We start from the raw sequence: 13,404 nt of genomic DNA on the forward strand, positions 1-13,404 counted from the left end.
GATTGCGCCTCGCGCGGGCGAGGCATGTGTGCGTTGCTGAAAGGAAGACCGAGATCGGAGTTTGGATATTTCCGGATCACGCAAATGTTGGCAGCGTTACCGTCTGTCTCGACGCGGCCGATGGCTTCACGTCCTAATCTTCATTGGCCTTGAACCGCCCGAGTCCCCTCAGCACGAACGGTGCAAGCAGCGCGATCAGCGCGATGCCGAGCAGCACAGCCGACATCGGGCTTTGCAGCAGTACCATGGGATCGCCGAGGCTGATCGCCAGCGCGCGGCGCAACTGGCTTTCCGCGATCGGCCCGAGGATCAGCCCGATCACGACGGGCGCGATGGGGAAATCGAACCGCCGCATCAAAAAGCCCATCACGCCGAACGCCGCCAGCATCGACAGCTCGACGACCGACGGCTTCGCCGCGATCGTGCCCATGGTCGCGAACACCAGGATGCCGGCATAGAGCCATGGCTGCGGGATCGCGAGCAGCCGCACCCACAGCCCGACCAGCGGCAGATTGAGCACCAGCAGCATGCCGTTGGCGATGAACAGGCTCGCGATCAGGCCCCACACCAGGTCGGGCCGCTCCGCGAACAACAGTGGCCCCGGATTGAGCCCGTATTGCTGGAAGCCCGCAAGCATCATCGCCGCGGTGGCCGAGGTCGGCAGCCCAAGCGTCAACAGCGGCACCAGCGTGCCCGCGGCGGACGCGTTGTTGGCAGCTTCGGGTCCGGCGACGCCCTCGATCGCGCCCTTGCCGAATTCCTCCGGATGTTTGGTCAGCCGCCGCTCGGTTGAATAGGACAGGAAGGTCGGGATCTCGGCGCCACCGGCCGGCAGCGCGCCGATCGGAAAGCCGAACAGCGTGCCGCGCAACCACGGCTTCCACGAGCGCCGCCAGTCCTCCCGCGTCATCCACAGCGAGCCGCGCACCGGCTCGAGCTTCTCCTCGGCGTGATGACGGCGCGAGGCGACATAGAGCGCCTCGCCCACCGCGAACAAGCCGACCGCGAGCGTCGTCACCTCGACGCCGTCGAGCAGCTCGGGGATGCCGAAGGCAAGCCGCGCCTGGCCGGTGAGCTTGTCGATGCCGACCAGCCCGAGCGTGAGGCCGATGAACAGGCTGGTGAGCCCACGGACCGGCGAGTCACCGAAGGTCGCCGATACCGTGACGAAGGCGACGCACATCAGCGCGAAGTAATCCTCCGGCCCGAACCGAACCGCGACGTCGACCAGCCATGGCGCGAGGAATGCGAGGCCGATGGTGGCGATGGTACCGGCCACGAACGAGCCGATCGCCGAGGTCGCCAACGCCGGGCCGCCGCGGCCGGCCTTGGCCATCTTGTTGCCCTCGAGCGCGGTCGCCATCGACGCGCTCTCGCCCGGCGTGTTGATCAGGATCGCGGTGGTCGAGCCGCCATACATGCCGCCATAATAGATGCCGGCGAACATGATCAGCGAGCCGCCGGGATCGAGCTTGTAGGTCACCGGCAGCAGCAGCGCGACCGTCAGCGCCGGGCCGATTCCCGGCAACACGCCGACCGCGGTGCCGAGGAACACGCCGATCAGGGCGTAGAGCAGATTCATCGGCTGCATGGCGACCACCATGCCGTGCGCCAGCGCGGCGAAAGTGTCCATCACAGCAGTCGCTCCAGCGGGCCGGCGGGCAGGTTCAGCGTCAACAGTTTGTCGAACGCGAGGTAGATGAGCGTTGTGATCACGAGCGCGATGACGGTGTCGGCCGCGACGGCGCGCCGGCCGAAGGCGGCCGACGTGGTGACGAACAGCGCCGAGGTAGCAAGGATGAAGCCACCACTGAGGCCGATGATGGCGATCAGCAGCGCCAGGCCGGCGATGATCAGCCACACCGGTTTCGGATCCATGCTCTCGCGCGGCGGCAGGTTGCCGCGCAGCGCATCGATCAGATTGCCGGCCGCGAGGATGACAAGGCCGATCGCGATCACGATCGGCATCGCCTCCGGCCCCATCCCGTACATTGTTGTCGCCGGCAGCTTGCTGGCGTCCAACACCAGCACGGCGGCGAGCACAGCAAGCGCGGCGGCGATAGCGACGCCTGCGCGATCGACGCGCCGCGCCGGCTCGCGCGGGAGATTTTCCGAAGCCGTGTCCGGCGTCATGACTTCACGAGGCCGACGGACTTCAGCACCTCAGTCACGCGCGCGATCTCCTTCTTCAGGAAACCGGCGAAGGCATCGCCGCTGAGATAGGCGTCATCCCAGCCCTTCTGCTTCAGAATGTCCTTCCAGGCATCGGATTTCGCCATCTTCTCGACGGCGTCGCTCAGCACCTTGCGCTGCTCCGGCGTGATGCCGGGCGGTGCGACCACCGAGCGCCAATTGGCCAGCACCAGCTCGATCCCCTGCTCCTTGAAGGTCGGGATGTCGACACCGGGCAGACGCTGCGCCGAGGTCACGCCAAGCGCGCGCAGCTTGCCGGCCTTGATCTGGCCTTCGTACTCGCTGAGGCCGGAAATGCCGGCCGTGACCTTGCCGCCGAGAATGGCGGCGAGCGACTCGCCGCCGCCCGAGAACGGAATGTAATTGATCTTCTTCGCGTCGGCGCCGACCGTGCCCGCGAACAGCGCCGCCATCACGTGGTCGACGCCGCCGGCAGAGCCGCCGGCAAAGGTCACCTTGGCGATATCGGCCTTGAGCGCGGCGGCAAGATCCTGCGCCGTCTTGATCGGCGAACTGGCGGGCACCACGATGACCTGGGTCTCCTCGGTCAGGCGCGCGATCGGCGTCACCTGATCCAGCGTCACCGGCGACTTGTTCATGGCGAGCGCGCCCACCATGACGAAGCCGTTCACCATCATCTGGTTGCCGTCGCCCTTGGCGCCATTGACGAACTGCGCGATGCCGACGCTGCCGCCGGCGCCGGGCACGTTGGTGACCTGGACGCTGCGCGCGACGCCGGCGGCGACCAGCGCCTGCTGCATCGAGCGCGCGGTCTGGTCCCAGCCGCCGCCAGGCGCTGCGGGCGCCATCAGCTTGAGCTCGAGCTGCTGCGCGGGCGCCGGACCGCTCGCCCCAAGCAACAGCGCGACGACCGCGCCGAACAGGCGCACGTGGGACGAGTTCATGGGGCTTCCTCCTGGATTTTCAGACGCGGCCCGCCGATCGCCGGCTGCGTTCAGTCGCGTGGTCGCATCGCCAATCGAAACGCGCGGTCGCATCGGGTTATGGAATCGCTCACCGAGCTCGCGTCTGCGCGTTCTTAGCGACCATTCGCAACAGCCTTCGGCAAGCCCGACGGCGCGACCAAGCCGTGCTGCATATCGCCGCACCTCGACAGTCGGTTTTCGCTTGCCTTGATTCGAGCCGGGAGCCAGCGGGTTCAGTTCTAGGAACCATTGCTAGCTCTTCCCGTTCCACCTCCGCCGATAGATACGGCATTGGAGGAGAGAACATGAACGTTAAAACGATTGTCGCGGCAGCGTTGCTTGCCGCTTTTGTCACGCCGGCATTTGCAGCGGACGAATTCTACGTCGTGCAGGACGTGAAGACGAAGAAGTGCACGATCGTCGATCAGAAGCCGGTCGACACGACGACCACCGTCGTCAGCCCTTCGGGCACCATCTACAAGACACGCTCCGAGGCTGAGACCGGCATGAAGAGCGTCAAGGTCTGCACGTCCGACTGACAGGCGCTGAGCACGCCAGTCACCATACTTTGGGCCGAGCCGGCAGTCGTCATCCTGGGCGGTGGCGCCTGCCTGGTCGGTCATCCACTGAAGGCGAGGAGTCTCTTATGAAGAAGTTTGCTATCGGCTGCATCTTGGCTGCGGCGTTCGCTACCGCCGCGCAGGCGGCGACCACGATGCCCGCCGCCCCGACGGACAGCTGGACCATCACCAACTACTACAAGCAGAATGTCTATGATCCGAAGGAATCCAAGATCGGGACGATCGACGACGTGCTTGTCGACAAGGCGGGCAAGGTGACCGGCCTCGTCATCGGCGTCGGCGGCTTTCTCGGCGCCGGCGAGAAGGACGTGATCGTGCCGTACACGGCCGTCAAATCGCAAAAGAAGGACGACAAGTGGTGGCTCACGCTCGACGAGACCAAGGACAGCCTGAAGGCTGCACCGGGCTTCAAGTACGATCGGGCCAGCACAACCTGGAAGCCTGAGAACAAGTAGTACCGAAGTCCCGTCTGCTCGCTGCGAGCAGACGGGACCCTTCGAAATCAATCAGCGAAACGGGCTGCTGTGCGGAGGAGCCTCGGCGCGGCGCTAGTGTTTTGCTTTGGCCGTGAAGATAAGGGCCGCGTGAAACAAGGGTCCATCGTCAGAGCGAACTTCAATCGCCACGTCATGCGGTGATTGGGATTCGGCGGCGTTACGCGCCAGACCTGCCAGCGTATGAACCGCTTCTACTTGGGCAGCTTTTTGGTCGCGGAACTCGAGTCCTTCCTCATCGGGATAAAGTTCGCTGCCATCTCTGATATCGAAGAAGTAGCGCACCATCGCCTCCATACGCGGCGGCAGTGAAGCAACACAAGGCAAGGACGTGTCGTTCCTAAACGAACTGCGACGAAGTCGAGGGAACAATCAGCGTATCCAGTTCGAAACCGTAGCGGCGCGTCAGCTGCGCGTTGCCGCTTTCGGATGATCGCGAACCGACAACTCACGCCGCCTTCGTACGCGTGCCTTCGTGCGTGACGCGGAAGAAACTCTGTCGCCGAACGACAAATGGGTCCTCCCAAGTCCTGCGGGATTCTGTTCCCACCTTTCGCATCAGTCAGGAGCGAGCAGTTCGAGTCTGGGTTGTAAAATACGCCCCGGCGCTGCGAGGCGCCGATCGGCCGGCACGATCTGGAAGCCCCAGAACAAGTAATCGGCGGTGTCCTTTCTTCTCGCTCTCGAGGATACCGGGCGCAGCGGTCTGGAACGGATCACGCAACGCACGAAAGCAATACGGCCCAGGCACCTTTGGGGGCCTGGAGGCCAGTGCCGGGGCCGGTCGCCTGATCCGGGCCGAGTTGTTACTGGAGGCAGGCAGCCTGATCGATCAATAGCGGCGCGGTTCCGGCAATAGCCTATGTGAATCCGTGTCCGAATGTCCGCCCTGGTCTTGGGGCAACAACCGCCACAAGAGAGCGGATGGAATCAACCTCAAATTTTTTTTGGCCGGGTTCTTGACACGGCATCGCCGATTTTTATTTTTTCCCCGCCAGCCCGCGTCGCGGGAACTGGTGCCTGGTCGCCCTGCGGGGCCAGGCGAGACGGGCACCGGTCGTGTCCGGTGCCGTTCATATCCATCTTGCTCTATGGAGGATTTGGCTATGCGCACATACGACTTCTCCCCCCTGTTCCGGTCGACCATCGGATTCGACCGGCTCTTTGATCTCGCCGAAGCGGCCCATCGGGCCGGTGAAGATCACTACCCGCCCTACAACATCGAACGCTTGGCCGAGGACCGATACCAGATCGTGCTCGCGATCGCCGGCTTTGCGCCCGACGAGATTTCGGTGACGGCAGAACAGAACGTTCTGACTGTCGAAGGCGTCAAGGTCGACAAGGCCGAGCGCGAGTATCTCTATCAGGGCATCTCGACGCGCAGATTCAAGCGCCAGTTCAGCCTCGCCGATTATGTCGAGGTCAAGAGCGCTGCGTTCGACAACGGACTTCTCAGGATCGAGCTGGCGCGCGAAGTGCCGGAGGCGATGAAGCCGCGACGCATCGCAATCAATGCGGCATCGAGCAACTCGCCCCGACAGCTCGAAAGCGTCGCCGCCTGATCGAACCGGCGAAGCCGCGCGCCCGACGAACCAGCGCGGCTTCGTCTCCTCAGCAACTCGTCTTTCGAACGGAGGCATCCATGCGGCCGACGACCGCGCCTGCTCATAACGTTATTGGCTTCAACCTTCCAATTCGCGCCCACCAGGAAGGCGCCCACGAATATGAGACCCCGCACGATGTGGTGCGGGATTCTCGCCTGAGCCTGACCGAGAAGCGAGCTATCCTGGCATCCTGGGCCTCGGACGCCAGCGCTGTGGCGTCCAATCCCATCTTGCGCGCGCCCAAGGGGCTCAAATCGCCCGTTCCTGTCAGCGATATCCTGGAAGCGCTTCGTGCTCTCGACAGCGGTCCGCCCCATCCGCCAGGCGGCCGGCCTGCCCGGCTGCGCTCCGTCGACCGTTGCCTGGCCGCATAGGAGGCAGCGAGATGACGGTGGACATCAGACTACCGAAGCAGGTCATCGACCGGCTCGAGCGACGCTGGCGGTCAAGATTTGACCGGGAACGGCAGCTGAACTCGGAACTGTTCGACCGCCGGCTTGAACAGTTGCGCGCTCATCGCAACAATGTTCAGCGGTATCGGCGATTGCTGCAGACCCAACTCTCCGATCTCGAACGCGAGTTCATCGAAAGGCGGCTCTCCGAAGAAGTGGCGGCGATGCAAGGCGTCGCGGCCGACATTCCGCCACTTCCGGCTGCCTCGTTCGATCGCGCTGCTTGCGAGGAGATCCGGCCATGAAGGGGCTGCAACAAATACTCATAAGAGGCAGTGAAAAGATCATCGGTCACTATCAATTCCTGCTCGATACGGCGATGTCGGAAGAGGAGCGCGAGCTCTTCCGACGGAGGATCGAGGAAGAACGCAGGATACTGAGCAGGCTGCTCGATACGTCCGACCATCAGTCGGCACGCGCGGCCTGAGGCGATCATGGCGGCGGAGGATCAATATCGATCGCGATATCTCCGCCGCTTGGCCCTGCGCGAAGCCGCCCGCGGGCCGCCGAACCATCGAAGGACGCATCCGTTATCCCAGGCCTGCAAATATCTGGGAGAGGTCGCGTTATGTATCGCATTTACTATTTCGTCGTCTTCCTCGCTGTGACCGGCGCAGTCTTCGGTTCACTGATCGCGATCGAGAAGCTTTTTCATTCCATGGGCTCCGCGTAACGCGGCGAAGGAAAACGCCCGAGCAATCGCCGGGATAGCCGACTCCTCTCCCTGGACGCACCAGGGATAATCCCTCGCACTGGCGGGGGTCACATTAACCGGCCCTGCGACGCCGAATGCCAGGACGATCAAAAGGAGGGATATGCGCATGGTCCATCCCCCGGCAACCAATCGATGATCAACGGAGGCGCAGGATCGGCGTTCCTATCGAACGGCGCAGGAACAATGCTCTTCCGGGCCGGTTGTCGGAAAGCGTCCACACACAAGCAAATTGGCATGCCGTCACGGTTGCTTTTGTTTCTGAGTTTTCCGGTTCTGGTTGTTCTGAGCGGTTGCGGCGATCAGCTCGAGTGCGATTCGATCGACACCCGAAAGGCCGTGCTCCAGGCCATTGCCGGATGACCATCGCAATCCGCTGGTCAACTACGCCGCCAGGGAGTCAACGGCGAAGCCTGATCCGGAAAACTCGCAGCCCCAATACCTGCTCGGTGAAAGAATCGTCACGACTTCGACGAGCAGGGACAAGCGAACCCTGCAGTGCAGCGGCGGGATTTCGGTATCCGTCGGCGACGTCAAGGCGTCGAAAGAGGTGGAATTCACCGCGCAAAAATCAGCCGACGGAAAATTGTCCGTTTCGGTCGCTCCATTTCAGTTCTGACTTCGTAGCGGCGGCGTGAAGCCCGCCAATATGACGGCGGATCGCATCGACCGTCGCTTTGCCAGGAACCGGAACGGCAAGCTCAGAGTTGTCGTCATAGTTCGGGAGCGCGGAGAAACTTCCGTCCCGGCAATTTTCAATTCGGAAAGCCAGGTCGCTTCATTCATTCGCGCTCGCATCGCGAAGGGACGGTCGTGCATGCCGACGAAGCGGCATCATGGGATAACTGACATGAGCGTTTCCAGATCAAGGGAATCAACCATCAGGCGGCATACAGCCTCGATGGCGCGTGCACTGACATGGCTGAAGAATACCTGCCCCGCCTGCGACGTGCCGGGCCCGGAGCTCACCGCCACATCGCCGGTGCGCATCTCCACCGATACGCGCCGGAGTGCCCCTGGCTTCAGGACAACCGCCCGGTCTCGAACCGGGATCAGGTGAGCCGGATTGCCGCGCCGGCGCTGACGCGCGGCAACGCTCTTCCCTGGAGCAATGGAATTGGCTGCCGAAGGAGCTTTGAGCTTGGAACCTTACGGTGTCCCGACAATTGGGCTCTTGTTCCGGGCAGGAACCGATAAAGGGAAATGCATGGGACAAATCCGCCGCCGCGTGATGCAAGCCGATACGCTCGAAATCCGGCTCACGCAGGGAGCGAAAGAACTTCGCGACCGTGCCGGGCAACTTCCCGCGGGTCGAGACCGTGACGCGCTGCTCCAGCGAGCGCAGCATAATGAAGCCGCCGCGCACCTGTCGGAATGGCTGATGTCCCCAGGTCAACGGACGCCCATCTAGGAGGGCGACGATGCAGGCGAACCATCACCGCAACCATCACCATTTCGACGGCGTGGAGCTTGCCTTTGTCGGCGCTGCGGTTGTGTCGCTGATGGCCCTGCTCGCCAGCGTGGCGTGGCTCCTGCTGCGGTGAGCAATCGAATCGAAAAGGACCGTCACACGGGCGGTCCTTTTCTGCCGGTTGGAATGGATCTGTAAAAACTCAAAAGTTAAAAAATGCTCTGTAAATAAAAGTAGTGCCGGCAGAATTGTATTACGGCCATCCTGGCTTGCGATGAAATCCGGATCAGTACGGTGTTCCGGCGACGGAACCAGGCCGGGGGCGCTTCCGGGACACACAGAGAGCCGCAGAAACCAGGCCGCGTGCTTGACTCGCGCGGCCCCTCCCCGCGACGTGCGGCAAAACAACCCGACGGGCAACTCAGCAAAAACCTGTCAACCGCCTCCGGCAGAAATAATTCTATTTATCCGAAATACAACTCAGTGTATGGTTTGCCCGTCTCACCAACAGCCCTCTTCAACAACACAACCCTGTGGTTATGGGTCCCTGCCTTCGCAGGGACGACGATTTGGATGTAGGTCGCGCAATGCACCCAGTGTCGTCCTGGCGAAAGCCAGGACTCACTCCCCCAAATCTCGATCGTTGCGCGACGCTGGGGCCCAGCCTGCCTCAACAACACAATCCAGTGGTTATGGGTCCCTGCTCCCGTGCGCAACTGCGCACTAGGCAGGGACGACAGAAAAGTACGCCCTACAGCCCGGTAAACCCAGCCTTCACATGGTCTGTGCTGCCGTCGAGCTGGCGCAGATAGGTCAGCCCGCACACGGTCAACCGATGCGTATCGCGCTCGCCCGCCTCGAACAGCGTCTGCACGTACTCTGTCACCTTCGCCCGTGCTTCGTCGCTTGCAGCGGACGTGCGGTTGAGCAGCAGATCATACGTCTGCATGATCCGATCGATCGCGGCTTCCATTGATGTCTCCGGGTTGACGCTCAGGCGACCACCAGCGTCTCGGCCTCGAACTTCGCGATCGCCTTGTTGGCGAGGCGGAGTCGGTTCAGCTCACCGCGCTGGAACAGCTTCACGACGATGCCGAGCAGGCGCTCATTGGTGGCGAATGTGTCGGGAATGACGCCGGATTTGCGCAGATAATTCGAGGCGATCGCGTAGGCGTCACCGACGACCTCGACGTTCAGCACCTCAATCCCGCGTTCGACCAGCATGTCCTGCCTCTCCATTGGGAGACAAGATAAAGCGCAGGGAACGGCTTGGTTCCTCGCCGGGACCCATTTATTTTCGCAGGTGCAGCATGAAAAACGCATCGGCCGGGCATGACCGATGCGTTGACTGGAGGGAGGCTGCCGGTCTTCTCAAGTGGCCGGCTTGGCCATCAGGCGAAACGAGGAGGGCTCAGAGGCGATACAGGATCTGGTCGGTCCAGAAGCGCTCGAGGCGGTGCAGCGACTTGTTGAGGCTCGCGAACTCCTCGTTCGAGATGCCGCCGACCTGCTCGACCGTCTTGACGTGCTTCTGATAGAGCGCATCGACGATCTTGCGGACTTCCTGGCCCTGCGGGGTCAGACGGATGCGGACCGAGCGGCGATCCACGCGTGAGCGCTGGTGATCGAGGAAACCGAGCTCGACGAGCTTCTTCAGATTGTAGGAGACGTTGGAGCCGAGATAGTAGCCGCGGGTGCGCAGCTCGCCGGCGGTCAGTTCCTTGTCGCCGATATTGTAGAGGAGCAGCGCCTGCACCGAGTTGATGTCGGCGCGGCCACGACGGTCGAATTCGTCCTTGATGACGTCGAGGAGCCGGCGATGCAGCCGCTCCACCAAAGTCAGGGCTTCGAGATAGAGCGGCTGCACCGGAGCTTGACCGGTAGCGCGATCAGCGGCATCCGCCGCCGTTGTCGCAACGGCTTTCATCATGACACTTCCCCTGTTTGTCGTTTTTATCGACTTTATTTCGACGAAACTTGTGTCCCGCCTGATAGGTCCAACGTAAGGGGGCCGTTTGAATATCCGCTTAAATAAGAGAATAAAGAGATCATGAATTTAAGACAGTGAATCGTGGATTAAGCCCATGGATCAAGGACTTTTCGCAACTGTTCATTGACGGTGGCGGGCCCCTGTTCACGCTTCGTGTGCCTCACCTGTCACATTCGGAAACAGCAGCGTCCGAATTCGAAACGGTGGCGTAACGGGTATGAGGGAACCCTTTACGGTGACCGATCGGTTACCGGAAAATTCTTCGAAAATTTTATGGGTGCATCGGGGCGGGACGCGTGGGCTGCGCGCAAGCGGCCCCCGTTCATCGCCGCGGCCAGATCGGTTCCGCCGTCGGCCCGCGCAAAGCCGGCCGGCACACGCGCCGAGATCCGGTGAAATGGGTCCCGACGGCAGGTCCCGCAAAGGCGCTGCCGCGATGGGACGCCTTAAATGGGATGCGATCTGAGGCATCCACCTAGCAGAACCAGCGACGCTGTCTTCTCGCTCCGCGCACGACTGCGAAATATTGGCCCTCACCGTCAGCTCTTCGTCGTGCTGTCGCAGTCAGGCAACACTGCTCAAGCCATCAGGGCACGCTTGCCTATGGCGGGCGTTCGCGCGCCGACATCCAGGCCAGTGCAAGGTAGGCCGCGAGCATCAGGGCCTCGAGCCCGACCACGGTGAGACTGCCGCCATAGATGCCCGGAAACATCAGCTCGATGACCGCCATCGACACCACGGTGGTCAGCCAGACCACGGCGCCCCACGGCGTCGCGAGCCAGAGCCCGACGGCTGCGACGAGCTCGATGACGGCGAAATAGATCGTGGCGGTCTGCCAGGCCATCGACTGGTTCTCGAAGGCCTCCTCCTCGCCACCGACGAAGCCCGTCACCTGGGCCCAGTGATAGAGACCCTTGGCGACCGAGACGACCGCCATGATGCGCAGGAAGATGACGAGGCGCCGCGTCCAGGCATTGTCGTCCGGCTCGATCCGGTCGGATGAGATCGCGCTCACCGAGATGGCGTTGTCCCGCGCCTGATCGCGTGCAGAGGTGTCAGACATCCGAATCGCCGCATGGCGGCTGCAAAATGGGGTTCATGGCGCAGTCTTGGCCCGCCGGGGGCCCAAAATCAATCGCCGTTGCGGCAAATCAAGGGCGCCAAGAGTGCAACAGGGGTGCAATAGCGGCGCAATGACGGCGCCCCTGACAGGTGCTAGAACCAGACCTATATCAGGTCGAGACCAGCCGTCCGTCGAGGAGAAGACAATATGGCGATCAAATTCGGGCGCCCGATCGAACTGCGCGATACGCCGTGGCGCCAGACTGATGCCCTCGCCTCCCCCACGCTCGACCTCACGATCCGGATGCGCCGCAACCGGAAGTCCGAATGGGCCCGCCGCCTGGTGCGCGAGAACGTGCTGACCACGGACGACCTGATCTGGCCGATGTTCGTGGTCGATGGCCACAACACCCGCACGCCGGTGGCCTCGATGCCCGGCGTCGAGCGGCTCACCGTCGACCAGATCGTCCGCGACGCCGAGCGCGCCGCAAAACTCAACATCCCCTGCATCGCGCTGTTCCCCTTCACCGAGCCGGCGCTGCGCGACGAGCAAGGTTCGGAGGCCCTCAACCCCGACAATCTGGTCTGCCAGGCGGTGCGCGCCATCAAGAAGGAGTTTCCCGATATCGGCGTGCTCTGCGACGTCGCGCTCGATCCCTTCACCAGCCATGGCCATGACGGGCTGATCGAGGGCGGCAAGATCCTCAACGACGAGACGGTTGCGGTTTTGGTGAAGCAGGCGCTGACCCAGGCCGAGGCCGGCTGCGACGTGATCGCGCCGTCGGACATGATGGATGGCCGGATCGGCGCGATCCGCGAGGCGCTCGACGACAACGGCTTCGGCGACGTCCAGATCATGTCCTATGCGGCGAAATATGCTTCCGCCTTCTACGGCCCGTTCCGCGACGCAATCGGCTCGGCCAAGACGCTGACCGGCGACAAGCGCACCTATCAGATGGACAGCGCCAATTCCGACGAGGCGCTGCGCGAAGTGGAGCTCGACATCGCCGAGGGCGCCGACATGGTGATGGTGAAGCCGGGCATGCCCTATCTCGACATCGTCCGCCGCGTGAAGGACCATTTCGCGATGCCGACCTTCGTGTACCAGGTGTCGGGCGAATACGCGATGATCGCTGGCGCCGCCGCCAATGGCTGGATCGACGGCGAGCGCGCGATGATGGAGAGCTTGGTCGGCTTCAAGCGCGCCGGCGCCGACGGCATCCTGACCTATTTCGCGCCGAAGGCCGCCGAGAAGATCAAGGCGGAATCGTAAGGGCGCTATACGGGTCCGGCCGACGCGGTTGGACGTGGACCGCAGAGCGGGCGCAGCGCCTCGCGCTCGTCCTGCGACAGCACCCTCAGCGGGTAGATCGGCTCATTCGTCTCGCGCTGGAAGAACGGATGCGGCCAGGCCTTGCCGCGCAGGCGCCAGCCCAAGACCTTGCCGATCGCGCGCAGGATCAGCGGCAGGTTGAAGCCGGTCGATCCTTTCGGAGCTTCGCCGATCGCATATTTGCCGAGGATTGCGCCGGTCGGCTTGCCGAACACCTCGTCCACGCGCGGCGCGCCGCCGTCGAAGGCCTGCGCCACGATTCCGACGAACGGGACGGCAGGTGTCAGCGAGTTGCCCACCGGCGAATTGCAGCAGGTGGTGTGCCATCGGTACAGTCCTTTGGGCGTCAGCCGCAGCCCGGCGATCTTGTCATGCCCCTGCACGAAACTGAGCGACGCCGGGGCGACCTGGACGATGTCGGTACCGCCGTGGACATCCAGCAGATCGGCACGGCCGACCCGATGCATGAACGCTTGGCAGTCGTCGCAATAGCAGACGACGCGATTGGCGGCCGTCGGCGCGGCGTTCGTGACCACGCCTCGAACCTCTCCACAGCGGCAGCGCAACCCGATTTGTGTGCCCATACGTCCCCCGCCGTCACGTAACATCCAGCCTACACCGAGGCGGGCGCTTTCGGCCGCCGAAT

General features: G+C 63.0%; 19 protein-coding genes. 10 read left to right on the plus strand and 9 right to left on the minus strand.

Translation table 11 applies throughout. The annotated features are described in order from the left end of the window. Nucleotides 1–133 precede the first annotated feature (133 nt). From ACVIGB_RS10105 to ACVIGB_RS10115, 3 genes are read right to left on the minus strand one after another with little or no spacing between them, the layout of a single operon-like run. Nucleotides 134–1,633 (minus strand): tripartite tricarboxylate transporter permease, encoded by a 1,500-nt coding sequence (locus tag ACVIGB_RS10105; protein WP_456722784.1) that lies wholly within the window; start codon nt 1,631–1,633, stop codon nt 134–136. Beyond that, nucleotides 1,633–2,133 (minus strand): tripartite tricarboxylate transporter TctB family protein, encoded by a 501-nt coding sequence (locus ACVIGB_RS10110; protein ID WP_456722783.1) that lies wholly within the window; start codon nt 2,131–2,133, stop codon nt 1,633–1,635. Before ACVIGB_RS10110 ends, ACVIGB_RS10105 begins: the two co-directional genes overlap by 1 nt. Further along, the gene (locus ACVIGB_RS10115; protein WP_456722782.1) at nt 2,130–3,098 is read right to left on the minus strand and encodes a Bug family tripartite tricarboxylate transporter substrate binding protein; all 969 of its coding nucleotides are present in this window, start codon (nt 3,096–3,098) and stop codon (nt 2,130–2,132) included. The genes ACVIGB_RS10110 and ACVIGB_RS10115 overlap by 4 nt, the downstream gene beginning before the upstream one ends. A 326-nt stretch (nt 3,099–3,424) precedes the next feature. Between ACVIGB_RS10115 and ACVIGB_RS10120 the strand changes: the two genes are divergently transcribed. Then, nucleotides 3,425–3,658, plus strand: a complete 234-nt coding sequence (locus ACVIGB_RS10120) for a hypothetical protein (RefSeq protein ID WP_092114737.1) — start codon at nt 3,425–3,427, stop codon at nt 3,656–3,658. A gap of 107 nt (nt 3,659–3,765) precedes the next feature. Further along, on the plus strand, nt 3,766–4,155 hold the full coding sequence (locus tag ACVIGB_RS10125; protein ID WP_456722781.1) for a PRC-barrel domain-containing protein: 390 nt from the start codon (nt 3,766–3,768) through the stop codon (nt 4,153–4,155). A 93-nt stretch (nt 4,156–4,248) separates the two neighbouring features. On the opposite strand, the gene ACVIGB_RS10130 is transcribed toward ACVIGB_RS10125, so the two are convergent. Next, nucleotides 4,249–4,482 (minus strand): DUF6894 family protein, encoded by a 234-nt coding sequence (locus ACVIGB_RS10130; RefSeq protein ID WP_456722780.1) that lies wholly within the window; start codon nt 4,480–4,482, stop codon nt 4,249–4,251. An 818-nt stretch (nt 4,483–5,300) separates the two neighbouring features. Between ACVIGB_RS10130 and ACVIGB_RS10135 the strand changes: the two genes are divergently transcribed. The 7 genes from ACVIGB_RS10135 to ACVIGB_RS10165 all read left to right on the plus strand — a co-directional run bounded on the left by ACVIGB_RS10135 (nt 5,301) and on the right by ACVIGB_RS10165 (nt 8,506). Continuing rightward, nucleotides 5,301–5,756, plus strand: a complete 456-nt coding sequence (locus ACVIGB_RS10135) for an Hsp20 family protein (RefSeq protein WP_456722779.1) — start codon at nt 5,301–5,303, stop codon at nt 5,754–5,756. Nucleotides 5,757–5,836: 80 nt separating this feature from the next. Then, nucleotides 5,837–6,172 carry a hypothetical protein gene (locus tag ACVIGB_RS10140; RefSeq protein ID WP_456722778.1) on the plus strand — a complete coding sequence of 112 codons (336 nt, stop codon included), beginning with the start codon at nt 5,837–5,839 and terminating at the stop codon, nt 6,170–6,172. A gap of 11 nt (nt 6,173–6,183) precedes the next feature. Then, nucleotides 6,184–6,495 carry a hypothetical protein gene (locus ACVIGB_RS10145; protein WP_456722777.1) on the plus strand — a complete coding sequence of 104 codons (312 nt, stop codon included), beginning with the start codon at nt 6,184–6,186 and terminating at the stop codon, nt 6,493–6,495. Beyond that, on the plus strand, nt 6,492–6,677 hold the full coding sequence (locus tag ACVIGB_RS10150; protein ID WP_092114740.1) for a hypothetical protein: 186 nt from the start codon (nt 6,492–6,494) through the stop codon (nt 6,675–6,677). Before ACVIGB_RS10145 ends, ACVIGB_RS10150 begins: the two co-directional genes overlap by 4 nt. Before the next feature lie 637 nt (nt 6,678–7,314). Then, a complete protein-coding gene (locus ACVIGB_RS10155; protein WP_456722776.1) occupies nt 7,315–7,581 on the plus strand; it encodes a hypothetical protein in 267 nt (88 codons plus the stop codon). Nucleotides 7,582–7,826: 245 nt separating this feature from the next. Further along, a complete protein-coding gene (locus ACVIGB_RS10160) occupies nt 7,827–8,159 on the plus strand; it encodes a hypothetical protein (RefSeq protein WP_456725205.1) in 333 nt (110 codons plus the stop codon). Nucleotides 8,160–8,383: 224 nt separating this feature from the next. After that, a complete protein-coding gene (locus ACVIGB_RS10165) occupies nt 8,384–8,506 on the plus strand; it encodes a hypothetical protein (protein ID WP_276327612.1) in 123 nt (40 codons plus the stop codon). A 618-nt stretch (nt 8,507–9,124) separates the two neighbouring features. On the opposite strand, the gene ACVIGB_RS10170 is transcribed toward ACVIGB_RS10165, so the two are convergent. The 4 genes from ACVIGB_RS10170 to ACVIGB_RS10185 all read right to left on the minus strand — a co-directional run bounded on the left by ACVIGB_RS10170 (nt 9,125) and on the right by ACVIGB_RS10185 (nt 11,426). Then, on the minus strand, nt 9,125–9,346 hold the full coding sequence (locus ACVIGB_RS10170) for a hypothetical protein (RefSeq protein ID WP_092114742.1): 222 nt from the start codon (nt 9,344–9,346) through the stop codon (nt 9,125–9,127). Nucleotides 9,347–9,366: 20 nt separating this feature from the next. Further along, entirely contained in the window at nt 9,367–9,597 is a 231-nt protein-coding gene (locus ACVIGB_RS10175; RefSeq protein ID WP_092125669.1) for a hypothetical protein, read from the minus strand. 187 nt (nt 9,598–9,784) lie between these two features. Continuing rightward, nucleotides 9,785–10,303 (minus strand): transcriptional regulator LdtR, encoded by a 519-nt coding sequence (gene ldtR, locus ACVIGB_RS10180; protein ID WP_018271925.1) that lies wholly within the window; start codon nt 10,301–10,303, stop codon nt 9,785–9,787. A gap of 661 nt (nt 10,304–10,964) precedes the next feature. Then, on the minus strand, nt 10,965–11,426 hold the full coding sequence (locus tag ACVIGB_RS10185; RefSeq protein WP_016845013.1) for a DUF6163 family protein: 462 nt from the start codon (nt 11,424–11,426) through the stop codon (nt 10,965–10,967). A 207-nt stretch (nt 11,427–11,633) separates the two neighbouring features. Between ACVIGB_RS10185 and hemB the strand changes: the two genes are divergently transcribed. Then, nucleotides 11,634–12,698: a porphobilinogen synthase gene (gene hemB / locus ACVIGB_RS10190; RefSeq protein ID WP_456722775.1), complete on the plus strand. Its 1,065-nt coding sequence runs from the start codon at nt 11,634–11,636 to the stop codon at nt 12,696–12,698. Between the two features lie 5 nt (nt 12,699–12,703). Here the strand turns inward: hemB and ACVIGB_RS10195 are convergent, their stop codons facing one another. Continuing rightward, a complete protein-coding gene (locus tag ACVIGB_RS10195) occupies nt 12,704–13,366 on the minus strand; it encodes a DUF6151 family protein (RefSeq protein WP_456749136.1) in 663 nt (220 codons plus the stop codon). Between the last annotated feature and the right edge of the window lie 38 nt (nt 13,367–13,404).

Source organism: Bradyrhizobium sp. USDA 4341 (genome assembly GCF_054063755.1).

Excerpts from the sequence above, each read along its gene's own strand:
- ACVIGB_RS10105 (WP_456722784.1), bottom strand. The coding sequence starts at position 1,633 with ATGGACACTTTCGCCGCGCTGGCGCACGGCATGGTGGTCGCCATGCAG.
- ACVIGB_RS10110 (WP_456722783.1), bottom strand. The coding sequence starts at position 2,133 with ATGACGCCGGACACGGCTTCGGAAAATCTCCCGCGCGAGCCGGCGCGG.
- ACVIGB_RS10115 (WP_456722782.1), bottom strand. The coding sequence starts at position 3,098 with ATGAACTCGTCCCACGTGCGCCTGTTCGGCGCGGTCGTCGCGCTGTTG.
- ACVIGB_RS10120 (WP_092114737.1), top strand. The coding sequence starts at position 3,425 with ATGAACGTTAAAACGATTGTCGCGGCAGCGTTGCTTGCCGCTTTTGTC.
- ACVIGB_RS10125 (WP_456722781.1), top strand. The coding sequence starts at position 3,766 with ATGAAGAAGTTTGCTATCGGCTGCATCTTGGCTGCGGCGTTCGCTACC.
- ACVIGB_RS10130 (WP_456722780.1), bottom strand. The coding sequence starts at position 4,482 with ATGGTGCGCTACTTCTTCGATATCAGAGATGGCAGCGAACTTTATCCC.
- ACVIGB_RS10135 (WP_456722779.1), top strand. The coding sequence starts at position 5,301 with ATGCGCACATACGACTTCTCCCCCCTGTTCCGGTCGACCATCGGATTC.
- ACVIGB_RS10140 (WP_456722778.1), top strand. The coding sequence starts at position 5,837 with ATGCGGCCGACGACCGCGCCTGCTCATAACGTTATTGGCTTCAACCTT.
- ACVIGB_RS10145 (WP_456722777.1), top strand. The coding sequence starts at position 6,184 with ATGACGGTGGACATCAGACTACCGAAGCAGGTCATCGACCGGCTCGAG.
- ACVIGB_RS10150 (WP_092114740.1), top strand. The coding sequence starts at position 6,492 with ATGAAGGGGCTGCAACAAATACTCATAAGAGGCAGTGAAAAGATCATC.
- ACVIGB_RS10165 (WP_276327612.1), top strand. The coding sequence starts at position 8,384 with ATGCAGGCGAACCATCACCGCAACCATCACCATTTCGACGGCGTGGAG.
- ACVIGB_RS10170 (WP_092114742.1), bottom strand. The coding sequence starts at position 9,346 with ATGGAAGCCGCGATCGATCGGATCATGCAGACGTATGATCTGCTGCTC.
- ACVIGB_RS10175 (WP_092125669.1), bottom strand. The coding sequence starts at position 9,597 with ATGCTGGTCGAACGCGGGATTGAGGTGCTGAACGTCGAGGTCGTCGGT.
- ldtR (WP_018271925.1), bottom strand. The coding sequence starts at position 10,303 with ATGATGAAAGCCGTTGCGACAACGGCGGCGGATGCCGCTGATCGCGCT.
- ACVIGB_RS10185 (WP_016845013.1), bottom strand. The coding sequence starts at position 11,426 with ATGTCTGACACCTCTGCACGCGATCAGGCGCGGGACAACGCCATCTCG.
- hemB (WP_456722775.1), top strand. The coding sequence starts at position 11,634 with ATGGCGATCAAATTCGGGCGCCCGATCGAACTGCGCGATACGCCGTGG.
- ACVIGB_RS10195 (WP_456749136.1), bottom strand. The coding sequence starts at position 13,366 with ATGTTACGTGACGGCGGGGGACGTATGGGCACACAAATCGGGTTGCGC.